Source organism: Fictibacillus fluitans (assembly GCF_030418125.1).
Lineage (GTDB): Bacteria > Bacillota > Bacilli > Bacillales > Fictibacillaceae > Fictibacillus_C > Fictibacillus_C fluitans.
On the sequence record NZ_JAUHTR010000001.1, the window covers coordinates 812,960 to 837,178 of the forward strand.

A 24,219-nucleotide genomic window follows, 5' to 3' on the forward strand; every position below is an offset into this window, starting at 1 on the left:
CAATCGTTGTGCTCTACGATTGGGGTTTTCTTATTTAAACGGCAACTGCCAGACAAATGGATTTCCTTGTTCAAACCAGGTAAACTCTTTATCTGTTAATGAGACTGCAAGATCCATGCGATAGAAGAATTTATTTTGAGCAATATCTTCCTGAATAAAACATAATTGGTTTTGCTCACTCAAATAATAGTTTCCATTGTGTTTAAAAAGAACTCCATCAGGAAGCAGGGATGTTTCAGAAATCTTATATTCAACCGGATCACCAATGTCCATAGAAAGTGTATGGTTTAATTCAATGATTCGTTTTCGTGGCCAATAGTACCGGAGGGCTTCCTGTGAAACACGGCGTTTTTTTTGATTTTGAAGATAATAGAGAAAATCGTCTTCTTTTATCAGCAATCCATCATGCAGAGCCTTCCATGTAACGGGAGTGCCTTCTCTGTATTTAAATAGTACCGGATCCGGTATTTCTATTATATTTTCAAGATAAAGCTGGTCATACATAGCATCCGATAACGGACGCCGTGTCTCTCCCTCGATAATATACTTGCATGGACTAATTCCCTTTACAATTGTACCCTCTGGAATCCGGTCGGGCAGATTGACGGAGAGCTGCTGGTAGCTATGCGGTGTTTTTCTGGTAATATCAAGCACTTCCGAAATGGGATAGAAGGAAGAAAACTCATTTAACCTCGACCAAAATACAGCATCGGCATTAAACCAAAAAGCACGATCATCATCCCAGTAAGTCCCATGTTTTTTTCGTATCTTTTCAGCAATTCTCCGGGTATGCATCACTGAACAGTGGTCTACTCGGTTTGCTGCACGCTCCAGTACATCTTCTGCAGGAAGAAGCATGTAATATAAATGCCTTCCATCGTGGTTATAGTACTCAGCTTTTTGTCTTGAATAAACTACGTCCTTGCCGGGGTTCTCCTGAAAATAAGCCAGCATCTTCTCCAAGCGATGGGGCAGGTATTCAGTATCGTCCGTTAAATAGCAAACATAATCACCTGTTAATTGTTCATAAGCCTGGTTGATTAAATAAGCATACCTTGTAACTTTGTGCCGATCTTCATCCTTTACATTGCTGTTGATATACGTAATACGGGAATCCTGCAAGAAAGGAAGAATGGCTGAGAGAGTTTCCTGATTAGAATGATCATCCATAATAAAGAGCTCCCAGTCTGTATGTGTCTGCACAAGTATACTTTGAATGGATTTTCCAACCAAGTCTGGTTTATTGTAGCTGGTCAATATGATTGATACTTTCACCATATATTCACTCCTTCAGCCTGCCTAAGGCGAGAATCATTCTATCAGCGCTCTTTTCCCAGCTGAATTTTTGTACTTGGGTCTTCCCTTTTTCAATTAATAATTGACTTATCTTCTCGTTATTTAATATACGGAGCATCGCAGAACTGATATCACTTATGCTTAATGGATTAACAAGCAGGGCTGCATCTCCTGCCACTTCCGGCAGTGAGGAAACATTTGAAGTAATGACAGGCACTTCGCATGCCATCGCCTCTAAAACAGGTAAACCAAAACCTTCATACAATGATGGAAAAACAAATGCAGATGCACCGCTTAGAAGAGAGAGATAGTCACCCTCAGGAACGTAGCCTGTGAAAATGGGACATACCCCCGCTTTTCTTGCTTCCATTTGGAACATCAGAATAAATGCATTACTTAAATCTCCAGCAATGACCAATTGATGCTCTTGCTTTAAATTTTCCTTAATCTGGCCAAAAGCCTTAATTATTGATGGAACGTTCTTTTGGATTTCACCGCCACCCGCATACAGAAGATACGGTTTTGTTATTCCATACTTATTAGGGATTCGTTTTGGGTCTGTTTTTTTAAAAGAAAGGGATACACCGGCAGCAATCACATTTATCAATGATGGATCAATATTAAAATGTTTAATTAAATCCTGTTTGGTATATTCCGAATTGGCCAAAATCAGATCACTTTCTGAAACAAAACGCATCATTTTTTTGTAATTTTCTTTCCATTCATCACTGAAAAGAAAATACTGTGGATATAAGAACGGAATGATGTCGTGAACCATTACGGATACTTTTACATCACCAAACCATTCCCGGCTCATTTCAGGAAACATATAATAATCAAATGGTGCCTGAATATGATATATGCCTACCTTTTGGGAGGCAAGAAATGATTCCAGGTCTTTCCTGGCCTCCAGAGCAGTCACAGAAGGATCCGGTGTATAGGGAAGAAAATCATAAGAAGAGGGGCGTTTGTATAGAGCATGTAACAGTTCTCTTGAAAATCGTCCAATTCCCCTTTTCGATGAAGGAGTATTTTCATAGATTTGATCATAGGCAATGATCATATTATTCCTCCTTTTTATCATCTAACTTTTGCAGTTCCTCTTTGATTTTCTGTTCTTGTGATTTATGACAAACGAGCAGACCCGCATCCGTTTCAACAACGATTATGTCATCAAGACCGATTACGATTGTTTTCTTGGTTTCGGAAATAACAGTGCAGTTATTCCCGGTAACAATCGTTTGTTTGCCCTTTATCAGATTATCATGCAGGTCTTTTGCCTGAAACCGCTCCAATGAGCCCCATGTCCCGATATCATCCCATTCAAATGATGCGGGGACCATGAATACTTTGTCTGCTTTTTCAAGGATTGCATAATCCACAGATATTTTCGGGAGATCTCCGTATGCCTCTTTTAAGTTACTATTTTTATTATTGAGTGTATTCCAGAGTTCTTCCTGATGGGTTTTCATATAAAAAGCAATGGTGGATGGCCGCCAAATAAAAATACCACTGTTCCAATACATTCTTTTTTCAAGAATAAGTTCTTCAGCCTTACTTAATGAAGGCTTTTCAATAAATTGCCGGACTGGGAGGATCTCCCCTTCCTGACTTAGTAAATCAGCCTCAATATAGCCATAGCCCGTTTCCGGACGGTTTGGACGAATACCTATGGTAATGATATTACCGAACTCGGATGCAGCTTTTCCCGCCAATTCCAATGTATCCTTAAATTTCACATTATGGTCAATATATTGATCTGAAGGCGCAGTGACGATTACTTCATCATCCTGCATTTCAAGAAATCTAATGGAAGTCAGTGCAATACATGGTGCTGTATCTTTCCGTTCAGGCTCCACTATTATATTTTGGGATAACAGAAGCGGCAGCTGTTTTTTTACTGTACTAAGATATTCTTCTGTGGTTACAACATAAATCTTTTCGGCCGGAAGCCATGAATGAAAACGTTCAAAGGTTTCCTGGATTAATGTCTGGTTGGAGCGCAGGCTTAAGAATTGTTTCGGCCTGACACTGGTGCTCCATGGCCAAAACCTCGATCCCTGTCCCCCAGCCATGATGACTGCTTTCATTTTTCCACCTCATATTTCATGACATAATTATCCCCACCTTATTTTTCTATGCTAGTAACCCTTTAATGGATTGGACAATATCCCAATTGACCTCTTTCTTCAAAAAAAAAGCTGGCTCAGCCTTATACACGGCTTTGCCAGTCTTCATAGATTTCTTTTAATGTATTTTCAATGCTCATTGCGGACTTCCAGCCTGTTGCTTGTTTCAATTTATTACAATTTCCAATCTGAAGCGGAATATCAGCAGGACGCAGCCGGGAATCATCAACAATTGTCTGGATCTTTCGTGATGAATAGGATAGGAGAATGGATAAAAGATCTTTGATTTTCACCCCACGCCCTGAAGCGACATTATAAATTTCTCCTGATTCCCCTTTTATGCTCAACTGATAATATGCCTCAGCTATATCCCTGACGTCTGTAAAATCTCTGATACTTTCAAGGTTTCCAATGGATATGACAGCCGGCAACTCCTTGTATTTATTGATCCGTGCAATTTGTTTAGCAAAATCGGCCGCAGCAAAACCCTCTCTTTGTCCAGGACCAATATGATTAAACGGGCGTACATGAACGACATGAATATGATACGAACGGGCAAAGTGGACGGAATACATTCCTGCAGTGCTTTTACTGATCCCATAAGGACTAAGCGGCCTAAGGAGCTGGTTTTCATCCACTATGCCCTGAGCGCCAATTCCGTATTCCTCTGACGAACCAACTGTAACCACCCTGATTTTCGGGTTAACTTTACGAACAGCATCAAGAACATTGTATGTTCCTATAGCATTTGTCCTTAAGTACTCATGAGGGAAATCCCATGACTTACGTACATCACTTAATCCTGCAAGATGAAAAATATGAGTTGGCTTTGAACCCTTAATGGCTTTGATCAGCTGTTCCTGGTTCTGGAGATCCACCTTCCATAGGCCATGATTTTCTCTTGATTGGCGTGTTGTTCCTTCTACATCCCATCCTTTATTCTTGAGGAGCAGAGACAAATGCGTTCCCACAAAGCCTGTAATCCCAGTAATCAGAGCTTTCATGAAGTTCCACTATACTTCCTGAGATCCGCTTCCACCATCATTTCAATTAATTGTTCAAAAGATACTTCAGGCGTCCATCCGAGTTTCTTCTTTGCTTTTTGAGCACTTCCAAGCAATAGGTCCACTTCAGCAGGGCGCATAAATGTCTTATCCTGTACAACATGATTCTTCCAGTTCAAACCTGCGCAGCTGAATGCCACTTCAAGTAGCTTTTCCACCGTATGGGTTTGCCCTGTGGCAATGACATAGTCATCCGGTTGATCCTGTTGCAGCATCAGCCACATTGCTTTTACATAATCGCCTGCAAAGCCCCAGTCTCGCTTCGCATCAAGATTTCCCATTCGTAATTCTTTTTGCATACCCAATTTAATTCTTGCTACTCCATCCGTAACTTTTCTTGTCACGAATTGAATCCCCCGCCTTGGAGACTCATGATTAAACAAAATACCTGAGCAGGCGAACAAATCAAAGCTCTCCCGGTAATTAATAGTTATCCAATGACCATATAATTTCGCCACCCCATAAGGACTCCTTGGATAAAAAGGTGTGTTCTCCGTTTGCGGAGTTTCAACCACTTTTCCAAACATCTCTGAACTTGAAGCCTGATAGAATTTGGCGTCCGGCTTGGTTTGCCGAATGGCCTCCAGCATGTTTAACACCCCAAGGCCTGTAACCTGGCCGGTAAAAACAGGCTGTTCCCAGGAATCTGCAACAAAGGATTGGGCAGCCAGGTTATAAACTTCATCTGGTTTTGATGTCTTTACCGCCTCAGTCAATGAGGCCAAATCAGATAAGTCTCCCGAAAACCATTCAATCTCATTTTTAATCCTCTTGATGTTTGTATCGTTTTCCGTCGATGTTCTTCGCTTCAAACCTGCAACTTTATAGCCTTTTTTCAGCAATAATTCCGCAAGATAAGAGCCATCCTGGCCGGTCACTCCAGTGATAAGGGCAGTTTTCATAACCATCTCCCTTTTTTTAGATTCATGCCTATTTATTTATCTATGTAGCAAATGATTCATTTATGACATAAAAAGAAGCAGCAATTTGGCGGCTGCTGTTTGTCTATAATAAATGAAGTTTTTGAAGTCTTTGTTTCATGGCCATCCCGCTTCGTTCAGGTGACCATTCTTTAAAGGTCTCAATGGCTTTCTTTTTGAGTTGCTGGTACCATTTCTCTTCAAGAAAGAGTTTTCTCATATAAAATGCCGCTTCATCCAAATCAGGATCTGCCCACATTTGATAAGTTTGATAAGGGCCCCACTCTTTTTCTACATGGATTAAGGAATAAGATACACAGCAGGAATTCTCAGCGTCCATAAAATCTGTGTTGCCAGACCAATTTGTAGCGATGACCGGTTTACCGAGACACATCGCTTCCGCCAGCGAAAGACCAAACCCTTCCGAACGGTGCAACGATATAAACGCATCACAACTGTTCATCAATAACTGTAAATCTGGTTTATTAAGAACCTTATTTATGATATACACATTCTTATAACCCTTTAAGCTACTATTCAATTCTTCAAGCTCTTCGGTGATATCAAATCCGTTATTATTAATTTTAATTACTAATCCCACGTTATCCTCGCTTTTTTGAAAAGCTTTCTTGTAAGCATCAATAACTCCCGTTGGGTTTTTTCTCATTTGTGAACTGCACGGATCATACATCGCTAAAAAAAGGAAACTTTCAATCGGCAGCTGAAACCTTTGGCGAGAATTGTTGTTTTGGATTTGAGGTATGGAAAGACCATGTGGAACATAGTGAACGGGAACAGGCGATTTTTTTCCAATGGCTTCTTTAATAAAATGGGTGGGTGCCCAGATTTCATCCACCAACTTAAAAGCAGGGCAGAAACTCTCTGGAAAATCCGGAAGCTCCCAATGCCATACCCCTATATTGTAACGGCCTTTAAAATGGTCACGTTTAATAAGTTGATGTGTATGAGCAACAATCATTTGGTCTGCATTGATATGAAAAATATTTGTGTCGTATTTAGGTTCTTTAACTTCCTTATGCTGCCAGGTCAGATCATTCTGGCGGGATGAACAGAAAGGATAGTTGATGATACAAAAGGGGATGTTGGCCGCTTCAAGAGCACTCGCAGCCAATCTGCAGGATTCACCCACCCCCAGCTCCGCCCGATTATATCCAAATAAATTCACACCTTTTTTCACAACAAAATCACCCTTCTTACAATAATTTAAGTTGCTCCAATCTTTCTTTTGTCAGTGTACCAATCCTTTCACATGACAATTTTTCACGGATATCTTTCTTTCCTTGTTTAGCTAATTTAACAGCAAAATCCCTGTTCTCTACTATCTTTAGCATAATCTCAGCAGCATGTATGATGTCTGGTTCTGCCCAAACCTGCCCTTTTTGATAAGGTCCAAACTGTTTTTTCAGCTCTACCAAGGTATAATCCACCAACATAGAATTGTCTTTTGTCATAAATTCTATATTCCCTGACCAATTGGTACCCATCACCGGAGTACCAAGATACATGGCTTCAGCTAGAGGTAATCCAAAACCTTCTGAGCGGTGCAAGGAAACTAAACAGTCAACAGAAGCAATTAAAGACAACGTTTCTTTCCTGCTTAATATTTGGTCAACGAGATATACATTTGGGATATGTTTTATCATATCTTTTAAATCATTCAATTCCTTTTTCCAAGGCGTTGTTGCATTTACTTTTATAACAAGGCCGGCTTTATTGTCTTTATTACCAAAGGCTTTTAAATATGCATTTATAGCTGCCATTGGGTTTTTCCGTTCTTTTGTGCTTTGAATATCGAACATGGTTAAAAACAGAAATTTTTCAGGGGGAAGTAGAAATTGTGATCGATCAGGGGCTGGTTCTATATCAATTTCAACAGCATGAGGAATTTTTATTACGGGAACAGGTGACTTTTTTTCAATACTTTGTTTAACAAATTCTGAAGGAACCCAGATCTCATCGACAAACTGGAAGGTATAGTTCCACTCATCCGGAAAAACGGGTAGTTCCCAATGCCAGTAGCCAATATTTATTCGATTTTCGAAAAGCTTCTTTCCAAAGAAGTACAGGTATGCATTTTGTATCGAGTCTGCGTTCACATGAAAGATATTGGTTGAATACAGCGGATTTTCGATTTCCTTATGGATCCATGTTGTATCCTCTTGTCTTTGTACACACAGTGGAAAATTAATAATTCCAAATGGAATGTTTGACCTGGTTAACACATTTGCAGCGCTTCTGCATGACTCACCGAGTCCTAATTCTGCTCTTGAGTAACCGACTAAATTAATTCCTTTTCCATATTCCATGTTAAGCTCCTTTTTGTTTTAAAATACAAGTTCCTTAGTTATATAATCATTAATTTATTATTTTTGCTAAAGAAATTTGCTTAACTCTAAATTCCCCCCTGATCTCCTGGTCGGTTCCACTGTACAAATTTATGGAAACTATATTTTTGCTTTCACTTAGATTAAACTTTGTTTTTACTTTCTTTTCTGCTGCAAATTCATAATTAAGGAAAGATTTATTGTTAACACTTAAATCAAAATATACTCGCTTATTACCTTTGACTTCTATTTCAATCGTTATTTCATATTCCCCATTATCAAGTTGAATTTCAGGATACATACTAATTAATCCCTGTTTGGGAATTTGAATCCAGCCTGAGCTATCAAATGAATGAAGATGAGTAAATTTTGAAAAGTAAAAATTGGGAATAATATCTGGATCATTATAAAATAAATTAGTTTCTGGCTGGTTAATGTTTAGAATGATGTCTTTGGATTTTGTTCGTTTTATAAATATAAAGACGATTCCGTTTGCACAAGGAAACGGGCTATCAAATTTTGTATCTGACAGTTGTTCCATGTTAACTTGTTCCCATAATTGAACGGGAGGGTTTCCCATTAGCTCCATATCTGTTTTTTTATAAAAAATAAAATTCACATCTTCTTTTGGAAGCCCAAATTTCGCAAATAAAAGATATAAATATTCTTTATTAAATTGTATCAGCCATTTAAAATCAACTAATTTACCATAGGGTACGGTGATAAAAGCCTCTCCTTCTAATTTAAGCAAGTTATAAATTTTTATGATTGCCTTTAAAGGAGCTTCTCTATCTTTATCTAAAGTATTTTCCCCATACGTTCCAGTTGGCTCTGTTGTTTGCCCAATATGTTCAATAGTTGAAACAGACACAATTGCATCATATTTATTTACTGGCTCATAGTCCATCAGATCAATATTTAATACATTTGGAGAAACTTCAAATTTATCAATTACATCCCAGGTTACTTTTTCATTGTTATAATTTTTAAAAACATTTCCTACTTCTAGTATTTTTTTTTCTTTATACTTATTAAAAAAATCTTTTGCAACCGGAACTTCAATTGACCTTTCAGAAAAATTATTATATGAACTTTTGCTATAATAAAACTGTTTGCCGTTCATATTAAATTGAGGTCTAAATTTATGCTGAAATAAACCCATACCTAACCTCCATTATTTTTGGCATTTATATAATGCTCTCTATGATTCTTGAAACACTTTCAATAGAGTATTTGTTAAGTATTTGTTCTTTTCCTATTTGTGCAATTTGTGCTCGTTTTTTTTCATTTTCATAGGCTTCTCTCATAACTTTTCGAACACCCTCTTCTTTAACTTTAGCCCATTGATGACCCAAATACAGACTTGGTCTAGTTAACATTAATTGAATATCTACTGGTTCTAATTCATTTTCAGGTTGAATAAGGAAACAATTTTTATCACATATGAATTCAGTGGAACCTCCCCAGTTAATAGAGATTACTGGTTTTCCAAGAGCCATCATTTCCATTTGCGGCATCCCCCATCCACAAGCTCGATCGGTTGAAATATAACAGTTGCTGCTCGTGTACAATGATAATAATTCTTTTTGGGGCATTTTTTTGTTGTAAACATGAATGCAAGGGACATTTTCTTTCTTTGGTATATATGATTTAATTATCGCTTCTGCATCAATATCTATGCTTTCATGAACATAAGTTTTTATAAACAAAGATACTTCTTCACAATCATTAAATTCTTCACAAAAACTTTTAATCAGCAGGTCAAAACCTTTCCTGTAATCCATTTGTGCGCAATATAAGAATACAAATGGCTTAGCTTGAAAGGGAAACTTAAAAGGTTTGTATAGACAGGGGTTGTAAAACTTTACATCAATTCCATATGGAACAACCTTTACTATATGCTTATCAACACCTGCATTAGTATACGTATGGTAATTAAATGATGAAGGAACCCAGATCTGATTCATTTGATTGCATAAATTAATCCAATGATCTGGTATTCTATCAGTTTCAAAAATTGTTACACCTATTTTTCTCTTAAAACTTAAATAATCAAAACGATTAAAGTCATCAGGAAGACTATGAATTATTAATAAAGGATTAGGTCCAAGGGCTGAAATAGGACGATGGATGTTTTCTAGCATTCTGACGTCCTCATTACTTAATTCATCGTGACATGGCCCAATATTATAAATATGAACAGGAACCTTTAAGAGTTTAAGCATTTTCAAATAATTTCTAGAAACCGTACCATAACCACCTCGGTCAAACACATGACCTGCCCAAAATACACCGGATGCTTTCATTTCGTCTCCTTCTCTATTTAATTATTTTTTCATACGCATTCAATACTTTTAATGCAGTTTTTGGCCAAGTAAAAGACTTTGCATGTATAATTCCTTTTTCAATAAATGATTTTTGTAACTCGGGTTTTGTTAGTATAGTTTGCATTCCATTAGCTAAATCACCGATATCTGATGGATTAATTTTATAGCAGGAGTCTCCTCCTATTTCATCCATTGATGAGGTCTTAGAAGTTAATACTGGCGTACCACATGCCATTGCCTCAATTACTGGTAAACCGAGCCCTTCATACAAGGAGGGAAAAACAAAAAGAACCGCTTGACTGTAAACTTTTACTAGGTGATCCAAAGAGAGATATCCAGGAAAAATTAGACGTTCATCAATATGATATAAAGAAGCTATACGCTTAATTTGGGAGAGATACGTTTCTGTAAAGCGACCAGGCAGTACAATATCATACCTCTCTGGCAGATGGGTACTTATTTTGCCAAAAGCATGAATAAAACCTAAAAGGTTTTTTCTAAATTCCATACCTCCAATAAACAGAAGGTAAGGATTTGTTATACCGAGATTTGTAAGGACTGTAGGATCTACAGTTTTCTTAAATAAGGGATCTACACCTCCATGTATAACCTCTACTTTTTCATGATTCATATTAAAATGTTTAATGCCATCCTCTTTGGTTTTATTTGAAATGGCAAAAATTAAATCACAGTTATTTATGAAATTCATCATTTTTATAAAATGCTGTTTTTCTTTTTCGTTTCTTAAATATATATCTTTATATATCCAAGGAATAACATCATAGAAGGTCACAGCTACCTTAACATTTAGAAATAAATCCTCGTCCAAGAGCTCATTATAGTTAAAAAAATATTCAATTGGACTGGTTATATGGTAAATATCGATTGAATTACGCTCAAGGAACTTTTTAAGCCTGTCTTTCTCTAGTTCCGACTTACTTCCAGGTATTGGAGAAAAGAAAAAAAGGGTATGTTTGCTGTTTAACTCCATAATTTGTTGAATTAGACTCTTTGAATAAGTCCCAATCCCTCTCATATTGGAGTCCGAAAATGAATAAAAGGTATCAAAAGCAATATTCAAAACACCATCTCCTTTACCTACCTTTATTTAGAATGTCCGTTCATATTTAAGTAAAAGCTTTTTGCTTATGGGGGAATACCCATATCCTCTTTGATAAGATATGCTGGCCATTTAAATTAGGTTAATCAAAAAGAAGGTAGGCGTCGGTTTCGTTAATTACAGAGAAATGTTACAAAAAATGAAACATTTGGATTTACTAAAGAGACGATTTTTTGTGTCGCTTTTTTAGCTTTTATAAGGGGCTGCCAGAAAGTCAATTTCACTAACTTTCTGGCAGCCCCTTATATACCCCTTTCTCTTATTCATTGCTTACCCTTACAATTCTTATTTTTTTGTTGTGCTTTTGTTATATTTTGGATAAGTAGTAATGAATGATTGTTTTATTTATTTGTATTGATATATCCTTGAATTACCGGCGGATGATCGTACATAAAAGGTGTTAGCTTTCTTCCTTCAAGTATTTTTTCTTCGGGAATATGTGAAACGGTGTCAGGAAGTCCTTCTAACCTTCCATAGTATATAAATTTGTCCTTTATCTTAGATAAACTTTTCGTATAACCATAGTGAACATAATGTAAAGCCGTCTCTAAAACATTGGGACCTACACCTTTTAAATATTCATGGACAGGTTGTTCCCACCGGAGTCCATCGTGATTTCTATATAAAAATTGTCTATGATACATAGGATCAAAATCACAAGAGTTTTGCATATGCCAATAATCACCTGTTAAATGATAAAACCAACATGTATATGCATCCACACTTTTATCAGATGTTAATCTCTTAATTTCTTTAGCCAAATTAGGGTAAAAAACTTCATCAGCATCTATCTTTATCAGCCATTCTCCTTCAGCTTCCTCTAATGCAAGATTCCTCAAATAAGCAAAATTATCTTTTGTATCATCCTGTAAAAGCTTAACTTTATCAAAGGAGTTTGCAATTTGAACTGTTTTATCAGTAGATCCATTATCTACAACGATAATTTCATCCACAGCTTCATAAATAGATCGTATTGAATAGGGCAGAAATTGTTCCTCATCTTTCACAATATACATTGCCGATACGTTAGCTTTCACTATCTTTCCTCCTATATTTGTAATCTTAATTGTATTTATAACTATAAAAACCTTGACTTGAATCTATCCAATTTTTCATTTCTATTATCATCTGATTATAGGAAGGCACATTATACAGAAAGTCTTTTCTTGTATTTACTAGCGTTTTATCATTAACTAATTTATTAAAAGATTTTATTTTTACGTCATCTTTAGAAAAAATGTTTTTTAACAAAATTAATAATTCATATTTGGAAATAACGGTAGGAGATGTAAAATGAACAAACCCGTAAACTCTTTTATCAATTAACCAATTTATCATTTTTGCAAGCTCCAGTGTCGTAACTCCATTCCACAATACTTTTTTGTAACCATTTATAATTCCTGACTGGTTCATAAACCAATGAAAAAGTCCGATCCCATCTTTTCTTATTTCAGGGCCAATTATGGATGTTCTTATTGTGGTTGAATTCTGACTATCTATCTCTCCTAAACTTTTTGTTTTTGAGTAGACAGTTAAGCCATCTGCATCATCATCTTCTTTATAATTCCCTCTCTTTCCAGAAAAGACGCAATCTGTACTTATATGGATCAATCTAAAACCAGTTCTGGCAGATAATTGCGCCAACTTATGAGGGAAAATACTGTTTATATAGATGGCATTTTGTACATTACTTCTCGCACGATCGTTAATTACTCCAACAGCATTTATTACAACATCAGGAAGTAGTTTATAAATGCTAGCTTCGACTTGATTTATATCAAGTACATCTACTGTAAAGCTGTTCAATTCTTTAGAACAGCTTCTGATTGTATACCATACTTCGTGAGTGGTGTTTTTAGTTAAATACTCTTTAATCATGTGGCCTGCCATACCGTTACCACCAAATAACAATATTTTCAATTCATTAATCCTCCGCAGTTTAGCAGCTTTTCAATATCACTGGAAGACATTAGATTATCATTAGAACTATATCCAAACTTTTTATATTGTGGTAGACCGCTATATTTATCTAATAATTCAGTTGAAGGTTTTTGAGAAAGGATTACATAATATAGTTCATCATACCGATAAGTGAAAAATGACTCGTAATCCGAAATTAAAATTTCATGTATTTTTTCACCTATCCTAATACCTATTTCATTGATATTTACAGGTTTCTCTGAAAAATTTTTGATTAATACTTCGGCAAGATCTAAAATACGACATGCTTTCATATTCATAACAAAAATTTCTCCGCCCACAGACTCTAAAGCAGCTTTTAACAATAAATCAATTGTGTCAGTGATCGTTAAAAAAAACCGAGTCATTTCCTTGGACGTTAAAGTCACTTCATTCCCCTCTTTAATTTGCTGCTTAAATAAAGGTACAACACTCCCATTTGTCCCCAGGACATTTCCTGCTCTAATACAAACAAACCGGGTGGAATTACTATTAAGATTTGAATTAATAATCAATCTTTCTGCTAATGCTTTAGTCAAACCATAAATATTAACGGGGTCAACCGCTTTATCAGTAGATACATTAATTACTTTAACAACCTTATTTTTTATGCTGGCCCTAATTATATTTTCGGTACCAATTACATTTGTTTTTAAAGCTTCTAAAGGCTGAGCTTCACAAATTGGAACATGCTTTAATGCTGCAAGATGAAAAATATAATCGACTTTTTTGCATGCATTGTAAACTGAGTTGTAATCCCTTACATCTCCGATGATAAATTTTAATGTTGCATGATTTATAGTTCTTTGCATTTCCACTTGAGCAAATTCATTTCGGGAAAATATTCGAATTTCTTTGGGTTTATAGCTTAATAACTTCTTGGTAAGTTCTCTTCCCCATGAACCTGTACCGCCCGTAATAAGAACAGTCTTATTTTCGAACAACCTCATTCCCTCCTTAAATTCAGCATGAGCTACATATATACTATGTTTTTTTTTTTTCTGTGTTTGGGCTTAAAAAGAGGCTCATATTTTAAAACTGCCCTTACAAACATGATTCTTCTACATAAAATATTAAAAAGAATTAGGGGGAATTAGTTTGATAGGTATTTTTTTAACAGTTTTTAATCAAATTGAGGATACAAAAATCACTCTTAAAAGCCTTGAAAATAATACACTTTTACCTTATAAGTTAGTAATCGTAGATGACATGTCAACAGATGGAACAATGTCATATTTAAGGCAACATAATTATATGGTTATTCAAAATGCTCACAAAACCAGTCAATCCTTTAGGTATAATCAAGGAATAAGATTTTTACTTGAAGATCCAAAAATTAAATATATTGTATCACTTCATAATGATATGACCTTTTACCCAAAATGGCTTGAAAGATTAATTAATGAATATAAGCACGATGATACGATTGGAAAACTTTCAGCTGCCAATTTAAATCTTTACGGTAATGATAATCCCGTCTTTGCAGATCAATTTATGAATAGCAATAAGAATCAATACTTTCCCGGAAACGGCGGACCTTGGATAATGTCTAGAGATGTAATTGATAAAGTGGGGTATTTTGATGAAAGCTTTGTAGGGTGTGGAGGTTATGAGGATTGGGACTATAATAATCGTGTTCTTAATAGTGGCTTAAAAGTAATGATTACTAACGGAAGTGCTGTATGGCATCCTGGGATGGGGACAAGGAAGCATTACGACAATTCTTCTGATGCTATAACGAATGCCAACATATATTTTCACAAGTGGGGAACATTTAATCCCTTAGTTTAATTAATGAGTGTAAATCACCACATGAGGAGGATGATATCCTCCTTTTATTTAGATATTCAAATAAAATTGGCTATAAAGCGCTCCTGTGTGTTCCAGGCTATGTTTCGTTATATAGTTTGTTCCGTTGGAAATTAACTGGTTTTGTAATTTTGGATCTCCAAGTATATCAACAATTGCTTTTGTTAGTGTTTGAGATTCTTCATCAGCTAACTTATAGACTTCTTGTGCACTTAAATCCGAAAAATAAAGGTAATCAGTTGTAACAATTGGTCTTTTTGCTGCTAATGCCATCTTAACTGCTGCTGATATCCCTTTTTGATCATGATCTTTATAGGGTAATACAATTATATCCATACAATGTAAATACTGAACAATTTCCAATTCTGTTAGGTAATCTTTTAACCAAATTAGATGATTGTTGCCTTCAAAATATACTTTTAACCTATTAAGAAATTCATAATAGGGATGTGTTTCGTTTAAATAATTGGGATAGTGTGATAGGAAATGCCCTTTTATATTTGGATAGATGTATGTTAATTGGTTGATTGATTGAATGAGAGTCTCAATTCCTTTATGTGGAAAAGGAAAACCAAAAAAACCAATTATTGGTTCGCCAGAAATTAATCTTTCTTCTTGAATTTCTTTTCTATCTTTTATTGGATAGACTTTACAAGGCATAGGCATCACTAACATTTTTTCTTCTGGATATCCACCCCTAATACATAGATTCCTCATTTCTTCAGAATGAACAATAATCTTTGTACTTAATGATGATATTGTATCATTCAATAATTTTAATTGAGGTAAATTGCTCCAAGTATGAAGTGTAGTAGCGATTGGAATATTCATTCTCTTTATTTCAGCCATCTTATTATATAAAGTGAAAAATGGATAAAATGAATATTCATATTGAAAATGGACCAAGTCAATATTCTTATTTATCAATTTAAAGTCTTCCACTGACTTAATAATTAAAGATTCAATACTTTTTGTCCTCGTGTATTCGACTATTTTTTTTGTATATTCCGCAATACCACACTGTTCCTCCCATGTCGGTATAACAATGGCAATTTTTTTACTCATTTTTTTCTCCCAATTTTTCTAGAATAGGTTTAATATTCTCCATCATATTCGTGACATCCCACCACTGAACGACATCTTCTCTCGCTAATTCCCCCTTTTTTTTCACGATTAAAGGGTTATCAAAAGTAAATCTTAAAAGTTTTCTTGTATCTGCGTACGATGGAATTGACCATTTCATACCTTTATATACCATATCATTTCTTGTTTGGAATTCTGGTATATTCTCCAATCCTTCAATATTTATTAAAAATCCGTTGCTTTCATTTATAAAATCAAGGTGTGCTGACCAGTTAGTTGTAATGACCGGTATCTGACAAGCCATGGATTCCAAAGCTGGAAGGTTCCACCCTTCTCCCCGAGTAGGTATAACATAGCAATTTCCTGCTGTATAAAAGGAAGGTAATTGATCAGGACTAAAACCGTGAGTAATTAGTTTAATTAATGGATACTGATTTTTCTTCTTTTTTTCAATTATGGTTCTAAGATTACTCCTTATTTCTTTTCCTTCCTCATCAAAGTTACTTCCCGAGTAGGTTTTAATCAAAAGTGCGACTTTCTCATTTGAATTAAACTCATCTAAGAAAGCATTTATTAATATATCAAAACCCTTCCTTGGCACCCATTCGAAATTAGAAATGAACACAAAGTGATCTTCTAAATCAGGTAATTTTATAGGTAATGCTTCCGGAGAAAAACGTGTTGTATCAATTCCTATAGGAATTACTTTTATTTTTTCTTCAATCACCCCACTTTCTTTAAATGTTTCCTTATTAAATGTTGATGGGACCCAAACTTGACTCATCTTGTTACATTTTTCAACCCACTGTTTAGGAATTCTGTCACACTCCAACATGGACATTCCTATATTTACTCTTCCAGGTATAGGATAAAATTCTTGCGCTATATTAATTTGAATAATTGGGCCATCAGGCAATATCCCATCTCCACAAATTTTAATTAAATTTAATCTTTCTTCACCAGATATTCCACTGTCCAACTTACTCCAATCTCTGGGTATAACCCGGACCGTTTTCCCTTGTTTATGAAGACCGAGAGCAATAGTGCGTAATGTTTGGGCATATCCTGAAGCATCAAAAGTTGGTCCGACTATTGTAACATTCAAATTTATCACCCCAAATTTTGAAAAAATAGTAGTTTAACTGTAGTCCGTTATTACCTTTTGATAAAATGTTTTATATTTTTCAGCAATGTGTTTCCAATTATTTTTATTCATAAATAAGTTGGAGTTGCGAACCAATTTCCGCTGTAATACTTCTGAAGATAAAACAGTTTGAATTGCATTTTTTATTGCTCCTACATCAACAGATTTAATTTTATATACTTCGCTATTGGTTAAGTCAGAAAAATGAATATAATCACTCGTAATGACCGGTTTTTGGGCAGCCAGCATTATTTTAACTGCAGAAGAAATCCCGTTACTTTCAAAATTAATATATGGAACAATATTTATATCCATCTGATGTAGATTATTAACAATGTCCCTAACAGGTTTATATTCTTTGTGCCAAGTTAAATGTTTGTTTCCTTGAAATTTGCTTTCTAATTCTTTTTGGTAATCAATTAAAGACGGGTTATTTACAGTTGAACTTGGAAAATGGGAAAAAAAATCACCCGTAATGTCAGGATAAATACTACTTTTCAGTTCATTAATTGCATCTATTAAAAACGGCATACCTTTGTTGGGAAATGGAAAACCAAAAAAGCCGATTCTGGGGAAATTTTCTTGTTTATTATGAGGCAGAATAAAAGGTTCGGGTACTTGTTTACATCCCATGGGGATTACTTCAATATCGGTTGGTGCTACCCCTTGTCTTATTAGTATCTGCTTAAACTTTTCTGAATGAACGACAATTCGTGTGCTGTAGGACGCGATTAAACCATCAAAAGGAAATGTTTGTTCACTCCATGAATGGTAAGTTAGTACGATTGGAATTTTACTATCCTTAATATTTTTTATAATCATTGATATTTCAGGAAATTTATACATAGAGTACTCATATTGAAAGTGTACAATGTCGATGTTTTTTAGGAGGATCTTTTTTGGGAAACTCAAATCAATATCTGAAAAAGTAATAATTTCTGCTTGCTTTTTTAATGAATCTATTAGATCAGAAGTATATTCATTTATTCCACATTCTTTCCCCATATGTGGGTTAACCATTGCAATTCGTACCATCATGTCCTCCTTCACGCACAAATATAACCAATAAATTGTTACAGGTTTAGTCAGCATCATATGCACACAAAGAGTTGTTTGACATAAAAATAATTAACATCACTCTGACGTTTTTTAAACAACACTAAACTGCAAGTTAAATGTTTAAGGAGGGATATAACCAATATGTGTATTATTAGTAGAGATACATTCTTTAAAATTTTTGGTAGCGGATCTTTTATTGGGGAAGGATCAGGGTTTATGGGATCAGACTTAGAACCTTTAATATCTTTTTCAAGAGTTTTTCGACCCAAGACAATTGTTGAAATTGGAATTCAGAGGGGTATGACTGCAAAATGCTTATTGGAAAATAGTCCATGGATTGAAAAGTATATTGGAATTGACGTTACTCCTGATCATAAAACTACCTTGCACATACAACAAAATGAGGTCCCAACCATTCCCGGTGAATGTGTAAAAGATGATTCAAGAGTTGAGCTAATTGTAAGACCTCATGGATCACGCGAGTTACAACCAGCAGACCTGCCAAAAGCTGATTTAATATTCATTGATGGAGATCACTCAGAAGAAGGAGTATTATTTGATACAAATCTAGCTCGTCAAATTATAAAAAAAGGGGGAATAATTTGTTGGCATGATTATGGGAATCACCTTGTACCTGGTGTACAAACGGTTATTGATCAATTAAATATTAATGAAGGCGATCATATCTGTCTCATTGAAAATGGACTTTTATGTTTTCAATTTGCAATATAATTTTTAAATCCTCCTTCAATATTGCTTATTTAAAAAATTATATTAAGCAAACAAACTTAATTTTATCACGCTTACAAGATCGTTCGCGGTACCCAAACCTGAAAATTCAGAAAATTAACAAGACTTAATACGATCTACTATATACACATAATATGCCTCAAACTTTAACCTCTCCTGTTTCCGCCTTTATAATCTCCTTAGTCTGTCTACAAACAGTTCTACTTCTAAAAAGACTGTTAATATACTAAATAAAAGCGAAAAAACGGGAGGCATTATGGTCAAAAAGAGGGTTTTGCGAAAAACTTCGTCTTGTTCAAATAACTGTGTCTGCTCCATCTTTAAAACTGCAAAAAAAGGCACCTTATTTCAGGTCGTTCTTCGTGGAAGCAGTCGAACGCTCAGACCTGAGGCGACTGTGGATGCGGTGTTCAGTTTTACTTCGTATAATCCAATGACATGCTGTGTGACGTTCAGCTATACTTATACAACGGGCATCACACGTCTGGTAATTTTGGATTGCCGTCAGCTTTCGGCGGTTGTTTACAGAACAGGTTAAAAAAGGAGGGTTATCATTGTGAGACAAAGATTGTCTTGCCGCTGTAATGGATGTGTTTGCCGATTATTATCTCAAGCCAACAAAGGAGACAGTTTCTTTTTGATTGCTGCCGGTACTGATAGAGCAACCGGTAGTCCATTAACCTTTATTAAAATTGATCAAACTACATGCTGCGCAACATTCTCTTTTCCAAACGACGGCCGTAATGATATTGCGGTTGTTAATTGCACAGAGCTGGCCGGACTTATCCCTGTTTAAACAGAAAAAAGCCATTGAGGCATAATCCTCAATGGCTTTCACTGTTACATATTTAGTTTCCTAAAATGCTGTATCCGCTGTCCACATGAATGGTTTCTCCGGTAATGCCCCGGGAAAGATTGCTCATCAGGAAGAGAGCGGTATCTCCCACTTCTTCTGGTGTCGTGTTGCGGCGGAGCGGTGCTTTTTCTTCGATTTGTTTCAAAATGCTGTTGAAGTCGCCGATTCCTTTTGCCGCGAGTGTACGGATCGGTCCGGCAGAAATGGCATTAACGCGGATATTATCTTTGCCCAAATCATTGGCAAGGTATTTCACGCTGGCATCAAGAGATGCTTTGGCGACACCCATAACGTTGTAATTTTGGAGAACTCGCTCTCCCCCAAGATACGTAAGCGTTACGATGCTTCCTCCTTCTGTCATGAGTCCGCGTGCTTCCTTGGCAACAGCAGTCAATGAGTAAGCTGAAATGTTGTGTGCAAGAAGGAACCCATCTCTTGTGGTATTCAAATACTCGCCTTTTAGTTCATCCGTATTCGCAAAAGCAATACAGTGGGCAAATCCATGGATAACGCCTACTTCGCTTTTTATTTGTTCAAATGTAGATTTAATTTCTTCATCGTTCGTAATATCACATGGCAAGACGATGGAATCTTTACGTTCCAGACTTTCAGCAAGATCCCTTACATTCTTCTCCAGACGTTCTCCCGCATAGGTAAAGATCAGGCGGGCACCTGCATTGGATAGAGCTTGGGCAATCCCCCAGGCGATGCTGCGTTTATTGGCCACACCCATGACCACATATGTACGATTTTCAAGTGAAAGGTTCATATCGTATTTCCTCCTTAGATCTTTATTAGCATTTGTTATTAGTACCTAGTCCTAATATTAGTATAACAGATTTTAAAAGAAAGGAAATACCGATCCTCATTCAGTTCGTGATTACCCTTTGCTGGTTTCAATGTTCTTCGCTTCATAACCGCAGCCGGAACAATGAAAGATCACATTTTGGTTCGATTGCGCAGTAAGGACAGTATCGATTTCTGCTTCTCTTTGGCACCGCGGACAGCGGACGGTTGGCATGTTCATGTATATCACTCCTTTCCATTAGTATGAACAAGATGGCTCATAAAATGACACAGAAAAAGGCCTAAGCCAGTGCTTAAGCCTTTTTTCTAATTTGTTTTATCGCAATACCCTTTTTAATTGTCTGATGTGGTCCCGGCTGCCTGTCACAATTAATTTATCACCGTAAAGGATCTCTGTATCACCATGTGGCACAATGGAATCCTTGCCACGGAAAATCCGGACAATAATCGCATCGCCAAAATGCGGGAAATTGCGAAGGGCTGTTTTATGATAATCCATATTCTTAACCGGAATATCATAAAGCGAGTTATCATTCCGTGAAAGAAAGGTCGCAACCGATGGATTTTCGATCATCATTTTCAATAAAACCTGTGAACTGAAGAAAGCGGAATATACTTCAATATTCTTATTCGACAGCTCTTCCCTTTTGACCGGATCTTCTATTCGGGTAATCACCCTCCTGATTCCATGATCCCTGGCCTCCTGGGCGATCTCTTCATTTACGCCGTCTTCCCCGGTTGCCACAACCAGAATATCCGACTCGAACACACCGCATTCTTTTAGTGTTCCGATTGAATAATTGTCCAGCTCTATAATTTCAAAGGTCTCAAGCTGTTTTGGGTCTTTCTCCATCTGCTTGGTGTGATAGATCTTTTTTTCATAGCGGCTGCTGTCCAGCTCTTTACTCACAGGAAGCGTAAATTGGTTCGCGCCAATAATTGCAAGAACTTCCTTCGGTGTTTCGTTGTTCTTCCTTGGAAGCAGCTTTTTAAAGAACACCGGTGTAATAATACAGCTGATGACAGCAGTCAGGATAAGTGCTGAAGAGGTTCTGTTGTCAATGACATGAATTCGTTCACCGATTTTAGCCGCAGCAATGACCAACGAGAGAGTCGAGGTCAAAAGAAAACCTGATGCCAGCACCGTTTTCCAGTCGTACCATTTTTTCAGCACCAGAATCGGGATAAATTTGGAGATCAATAAGCCAATCAGGAGCAGCGGAATGAGAATCAGTGCCTTGGGATCTTTGAGAATTGAAATTAAATCCAGTTCCACACCGACCATGACAAAAAAGATCGGAATCAAAAATCCATAGCCAAACGAGTCCAGTTTATGGACCATATGCTGGTTTGGCGAAAGCAGGGAAACCAGCACTCCAGCTAAAAAGGCACCTAAAATATTTTCGGCACCGACTGATTCGGATACCCCTACAAGCACAATAATGAGCGTGAAAACGGCTCTTGTATCAATTTGCACGGTACCTTTGGACATCGTTTCAAGAAACGTGTGATGACGCATATATTTACCGACAAAATAAAGAATGATCCCGGCTCCAAAAAGGATAAGCAGCAGCCACATCTGGGCGCTGTCCCCTGATTGAAGGGAAACAAAGACCGCAAGGAGAATCATCGTCACAAGATCGGCAATCACTGCAATCAAAAGAATGATCTGGCCGATGCCGGTGCGTGACAATTCCTCTTCCTTTAATGTAGGCACAACCACCCCGAGTGAAATGGTTGAAATGATCAGCGTCATGAAAAACGCATCGTCCGTAAAACCTGTCCAGACAAAAATTAAGGACAATCCAAAGGAAACGATAAAAATCAAGGCAAATATAATGGTAGAAACCTTTAGCCGATTCGGTTCATATTTACCGTTAGGCAGCTTTTTCTTGCCTGAGCTTGGCGCGAACACAGAAAAGTCAATTTCCAGTCCGCTTAAGAACATTAGAAAGATAAAGCCAAGCACAGAAAGAATATCAAGCCATGTTCCAGCATGGACAATATCAAATCCGCTTTTTCCGATGATGATCCCGGCAATAATCTCCGCTACCACTACCGGCAAAAACCTGATCTTCAGTTTGCTGAGAATGATTGGTATGAAAAATGCAGTTAAAATAACAATTACGAGTGAAGTAATTGAAGCATGGCCTCCCATAGCTACCTCCTTTTTTTCATAAACTCTTATTACCCAAGATAAATTTTATGAAAACCATTCTTACTTTAGTATGCACCATTTGATTTTGTCCACTATAATGAAGAAGTAAAGGAATTGTCAAATTAAATCTCTCCTTATTAGTAGGCAAACCTCGAAAATTTCTGTAAGATAGAACATGTTATCGAAATAAGGAGTATGAATGCAATGGAAACTAACAGGCAGTCCCCGCTGCAGCAGCTTGATTATAATTTAATATTTTTGTTGTTTTTATTGATGTGTGTGAGCTGTATGGGCATATATAGTGCGCAGCAGGTGGCACAATATGATTCGAACTTTGTGATCAAACAAATTATGTGGTATGCCATCGGCGGTTTCGCCGTCGTTGGAGTCATGATTCTCGATTTTGATCAGTTCAGAAAGCTTTCATGGTACTTATATGGACTGGGTATCGTGCTCTTAATTGGCATTATCGTTGCCCCGGAATCCATTGTGCCGAACATTAATGGAGCACGGGCATGGTTCCGTTTCGGCCCTTTTGCGCTTCAGCCTTCAGAATTAATGAAAGTAGCATTAATTATCTCGATCAGCAATTGCATCGCTACACACAATGAGAAATATATTGTGCGCACCCTTCGTGAGGATTTACTCCTGATAGGTAAAATCGCATTAATTGTAATGCCCCCTATGCTGCTCATTTTAATGCAGCCGGATTTGGGCACAGGATTGGTATTTGTTGCAATAACGCTCAGCTTGATGCTCGTTTCAGGAATCAGATGGAGACTTTTATCTATCATCGCCCTGATTGGAATTCTTTTTATCAGCCTGCTGGTTTGGCTGTACTTTACGTTTCCTCAGTTCTTTCTTGATTATATTTTGGATGAATATCAGCTTCAGCGATTTTATGCCTGGCTGGATCCATACGGTCATAAAGACACAGGTTACCAAATTCGAAACGCCCTCATGGCTGTCGGATCTGGCCAGCTTTTTGGTAAAGGTTTTACCAATGGATCCGTTTATTTTCCAGAAGCGCATACCGACTTTATCTTTTCCATGATTGGTGAAGAATGGGGCTTTATTGGTACAAGTGTCTTGATCTCCCTGTTCTTTTTATTCGTCTACAGAATGATCAATACGGCATTGGAAAGCAATGAAGCATTCGGCAGCTACCTTTGTGCAGGTGTTATCGGAATGATCACCTTCCAGGTTTTCCAGAACATCGGAATGAACATCCAGGTAATGCCGATTACCGGGATTCCCCTCCCCTTTATCAGTTATGGAGGAAGCTCGGTTCTAGCCCAGATGATTGCCTTTGGCCTCGTTCTCAATGTACGGTCGAGAACAAGAAAATACATGTTCGAATAAACACCTGCTCTGCAGGTGTTTTTTTGTCATC

Annotated in this window: 23 protein-coding genes; 4 read left to right on the forward strand and 19 right to left on the reverse strand. The window is 36.7% G+C overall.

Annotated elements, in window-relative coordinates:
* Positions 1-30 precede the first annotated feature (30 nt).
* From QYB97_RS04000 to QYB97_RS04060, 13 genes are all read right to left on the reverse strand, one after another.
* Positions 31-1,278, reverse strand: a complete 1,248-nt coding sequence (locus tag QYB97_RS04000) for a glycosyltransferase family 2 protein (protein WP_301164637.1) — start codon at positions 1,276-1,278, stop codon at positions 31-33.
* A gap of 4 nt (positions 1,279-1,282) precedes the next feature.
* The gene (locus QYB97_RS04005) at positions 1,283-2,359 is read right to left on the reverse strand and encodes a glycosyltransferase family 4 protein (protein WP_301164638.1); all 1,077 of its coding nucleotides are present in this window, start codon (positions 2,357-2,359) and stop codon (positions 1,283-1,285) included.
* A gap of 1 nt (position 2,360) precedes the next feature.
* On the reverse strand, positions 2,361-3,386 hold the full coding sequence (locus QYB97_RS04010; RefSeq protein ID WP_301164639.1) for a mannose-1-phosphate guanylyltransferase: 1,026 nt from the start codon (positions 3,384-3,386) through the stop codon (positions 2,361-2,363).
* A gap of 122 nt (positions 3,387-3,508) precedes the next feature.
* Positions 3,509-4,429, reverse strand: coding sequence for a GDP-mannose 4,6-dehydratase (locus tag QYB97_RS04015; protein ID WP_301164640.1), 921 nt, complete (start codon positions 4,427-4,429; stop codon positions 3,509-3,511).
* On the reverse strand, positions 4,426-5,391 hold the full coding sequence (gene gmd / locus QYB97_RS04020) for a GDP-mannose 4,6-dehydratase (protein WP_301164641.1): 966 nt from the start codon (positions 5,389-5,391) through the stop codon (positions 4,426-4,428). The genes QYB97_RS04015 and gmd overlap by 4 nt, the downstream gene beginning before the upstream one ends.
* A gap of 103 nt (positions 5,392-5,494) precedes the next feature.
* Positions 5,495-6,607, reverse strand: coding sequence for a glycosyltransferase (locus QYB97_RS04025; protein WP_301164642.1), 1,113 nt, complete (start codon positions 6,605-6,607; stop codon positions 5,495-5,497).
* 16 nt (positions 6,608-6,623) lie between these two features.
* Positions 6,624-7,736 (reverse strand): glycosyltransferase family 4 protein, encoded by a 1,113-nt coding sequence (locus tag QYB97_RS04030; protein WP_301164643.1) that lies wholly within the window; start codon positions 7,734-7,736, stop codon positions 6,624-6,626.
* Positions 7,737-7,785: 49 nt separating this feature from the next.
* A complete protein-coding gene (locus tag QYB97_RS04035; RefSeq protein WP_301164644.1) occupies positions 7,786-8,916 on the reverse strand; it encodes a class I SAM-dependent methyltransferase in 1,131 nt (376 codons plus the stop codon).
* Positions 8,917-8,941: 25 nt separating this feature from the next.
* Positions 8,942-10,060, reverse strand: a complete 1,119-nt coding sequence (locus QYB97_RS04040; protein ID WP_301164645.1) for a glycosyltransferase family 4 protein — start codon at positions 10,058-10,060, stop codon at positions 8,942-8,944.
* Positions 10,061-10,073: 13 nt separating this feature from the next.
* The gene (locus QYB97_RS04045) at positions 10,074-11,162 is read right to left on the reverse strand and encodes a glycosyltransferase family 4 protein (protein WP_301164646.1); all 1,089 of its coding nucleotides are present in this window, start codon (positions 11,160-11,162) and stop codon (positions 10,074-10,076) included.
* Positions 11,163-11,542: 380 nt separating this feature from the next.
* Positions 11,543-12,238: a glycosyltransferase family 2 protein gene (locus QYB97_RS04050; RefSeq protein WP_301164647.1), complete on the reverse strand. Its 696-nt coding sequence runs from the start codon at positions 12,236-12,238 to the stop codon at positions 11,543-11,545.
* A gap of 25 nt (positions 12,239-12,263) precedes the next feature.
* Entirely contained in the window at positions 12,264-13,121 is an 858-nt protein-coding gene (locus QYB97_RS04055; protein ID WP_301164648.1) for a dTDP-4-dehydrorhamnose reductase family protein, read from the reverse strand.
* Positions 13,118-14,104, reverse strand: a complete 987-nt coding sequence (locus tag QYB97_RS04060) for a polysaccharide biosynthesis protein (RefSeq protein ID WP_301164649.1) — start codon at positions 14,102-14,104, stop codon at positions 13,118-13,120. Before QYB97_RS04060 ends, QYB97_RS04055 begins: the two co-directional genes overlap by 4 nt.
* A 154-nt stretch (positions 14,105-14,258) precedes the next feature.
* Here QYB97_RS04060 and QYB97_RS04065 point away from each other — a divergent pair, with 154 nt between their 5' ends.
* Positions 14,259-14,951, forward strand: coding sequence for a glycosyltransferase family 2 protein (locus QYB97_RS04065; protein WP_301164650.1), 693 nt, complete (start codon positions 14,259-14,261; stop codon positions 14,949-14,951).
* 48 nt (positions 14,952-14,999) lie between these two features.
* On the opposite strand, the gene QYB97_RS04070 is transcribed toward QYB97_RS04065, so the two are convergent.
* Genes QYB97_RS04070 through QYB97_RS04080 form a run of 3 tightly spaced genes read right to left on the reverse strand, consistent with a single transcriptional unit; the run spans position 15,000 to position 18,234 of the window.
* Positions 15,000-16,034 (reverse strand): glycosyltransferase, encoded by a 1,035-nt coding sequence (locus tag QYB97_RS04070; RefSeq protein ID WP_301164651.1) that lies wholly within the window; start codon positions 16,032-16,034, stop codon positions 15,000-15,002.
* Positions 16,027-17,157: a glycosyltransferase gene (locus tag QYB97_RS04075; protein ID WP_301164652.1), complete on the reverse strand. Its 1,131-nt coding sequence runs from the start codon at positions 17,155-17,157 to the stop codon at positions 16,027-16,029. Before QYB97_RS04075 ends, QYB97_RS04070 begins: the two co-directional genes overlap by 8 nt.
* 33 nt (positions 17,158-17,190) lie before the next feature.
* Entirely contained in the window at positions 17,191-18,234 is a 1,044-nt protein-coding gene (locus QYB97_RS04080) for a glycosyltransferase (protein WP_301164653.1), read from the reverse strand.
* A 162-nt stretch (positions 18,235-18,396) separates the two neighbouring features.
* Here QYB97_RS04080 and QYB97_RS04085 point away from each other — a divergent pair, with 162 nt between their 5' ends.
* Both QYB97_RS04085 and QYB97_RS04090 read left to right on the forward strand, forming a co-directional pair.
* Positions 18,397-18,987, forward strand: a complete 591-nt coding sequence (locus QYB97_RS04085) for a class I SAM-dependent methyltransferase (RefSeq protein ID WP_301164654.1) — start codon at positions 18,397-18,399, stop codon at positions 18,985-18,987.
* Positions 18,988-19,561: 574 nt separating this feature from the next.
* The gene (locus QYB97_RS04090; protein WP_301164655.1) at positions 19,562-19,801 is read left to right on the forward strand and encodes a hypothetical protein; all 240 of its coding nucleotides are present in this window, start codon (positions 19,562-19,564) and stop codon (positions 19,799-19,801) included.
* Between the two features lie 52 nt (positions 19,802-19,853).
* On the opposite strand, the gene fabI is transcribed toward QYB97_RS04090, so the two are convergent.
* The 3 genes from fabI to QYB97_RS04105 form a co-directional block, all read right to left on the reverse strand.
* Entirely contained in the window at positions 19,854-20,630 is a 777-nt protein-coding gene (gene fabI / locus QYB97_RS04095) for an enoyl-ACP reductase FabI (protein ID WP_301164656.1), read from the reverse strand.
* Between the two features lie 111 nt (positions 20,631-20,741).
* Positions 20,742-20,888 carry a hypothetical protein gene (locus tag QYB97_RS04100; RefSeq protein ID WP_301164657.1) on the reverse strand — a complete coding sequence of 49 codons (147 nt, stop codon included), beginning with the start codon at positions 20,886-20,888 and terminating at the stop codon, positions 20,742-20,744.
* 96 nt (positions 20,889-20,984) lie between these two features.
* Positions 20,985-22,826, reverse strand: a complete 1,842-nt coding sequence (locus tag QYB97_RS04105; protein WP_301164658.1) for a monovalent cation:proton antiporter family protein — start codon at positions 22,824-22,826, stop codon at positions 20,985-20,987.
* A gap of 204 nt (positions 22,827-23,030) precedes the next feature.
* Between QYB97_RS04105 and QYB97_RS04110 the strand changes: the two genes are divergently transcribed.
* On the forward strand, positions 23,031-24,188 hold the full coding sequence (locus QYB97_RS04110) for an FtsW/RodA/SpoVE family cell cycle protein (RefSeq protein WP_301164659.1): 1,158 nt from the start codon (positions 23,031-23,033) through the stop codon (positions 24,186-24,188).
* Positions 24,189-24,219: the final 31 nt, after the last annotated feature.

Coding starts and splice junctions, on each gene's coding strand:
- QYB97_RS04010 (WP_301164639.1), bottom strand. CDS start 3,386: ATGAAAGCAGTCATCATGGCTGGGGGACAGGGATCGAGGTTTTGGCCA.
- QYB97_RS04030 (WP_301164643.1), bottom strand. CDS start 7,736: ATGGAATATGGAAAAGGAATTAATTTAGTCGGTTACTCAAGAGCAGAA.
- QYB97_RS04070 (WP_301164651.1), bottom strand. CDS start 16,034: ATGAGTAAAAAAATTGCCATTGTTATACCGACATGGGAGGAACAGTGT.
- QYB97_RS04035 (WP_301164644.1), bottom strand. CDS start 8,916: ATGGGTTTATTTCAGCATAAATTTAGACCTCAATTTAATATGAACGGC.
- fabI (WP_301164656.1), bottom strand. CDS start 20,630: ATGAACCTTTCACTTGAAAATCGTACATATGTGGTCATGGGTGTGGCC.
- QYB97_RS04000 (WP_301164637.1), bottom strand. CDS start 1,278: ATGGTGAAAGTATCAATCATATTGACCAGCTACAATAAACCAGACTTG.
- QYB97_RS04105 (WP_301164658.1), bottom strand. CDS start 22,826: ATGGGAGGCCATGCTTCAATTACTTCACTCGTAATTGTTATTTTAACT.
- QYB97_RS04100 (WP_301164657.1), bottom strand. CDS start 20,888: ATGAACATGCCAACCGTCCGCTGTCCGCGGTGCCAAAGAGAAGCAGAA.
- QYB97_RS04040 (WP_301164645.1), bottom strand. CDS start 10,060: ATGAAAGCATCCGGTGTATTTTGGGCAGGTCATGTGTTTGACCGAGGT.
- QYB97_RS04005 (WP_301164638.1), bottom strand. CDS start 2,359: ATGATCATTGCCTATGATCAAATCTATGAAAATACTCCTTCATCGAAA.
- QYB97_RS04080 (WP_301164653.1), bottom strand. CDS start 18,234: ATGATGGTACGAATTGCAATGGTTAACCCACATATGGGGAAAGAATGT.
- QYB97_RS04085 (WP_301164654.1), top strand. CDS start 18,397: ATGTGTATTATTAGTAGAGATACATTCTTTAAAATTTTTGGTAGCGGA.
- QYB97_RS04110 (WP_301164659.1), top strand. CDS start 23,031: ATGGAAACTAACAGGCAGTCCCCGCTGCAGCAGCTTGATTATAATTTA.
- QYB97_RS04015 (WP_301164640.1), bottom strand. CDS start 4,429: ATGAAAGCTCTGATTACTGGGATTACAGGCTTTGTGGGAACGCATTTG.
- gmd (WP_301164641.1), bottom strand. CDS start 5,391: ATGAAAACTGCCCTTATCACTGGAGTGACCGGCCAGGATGGCTCTTAT.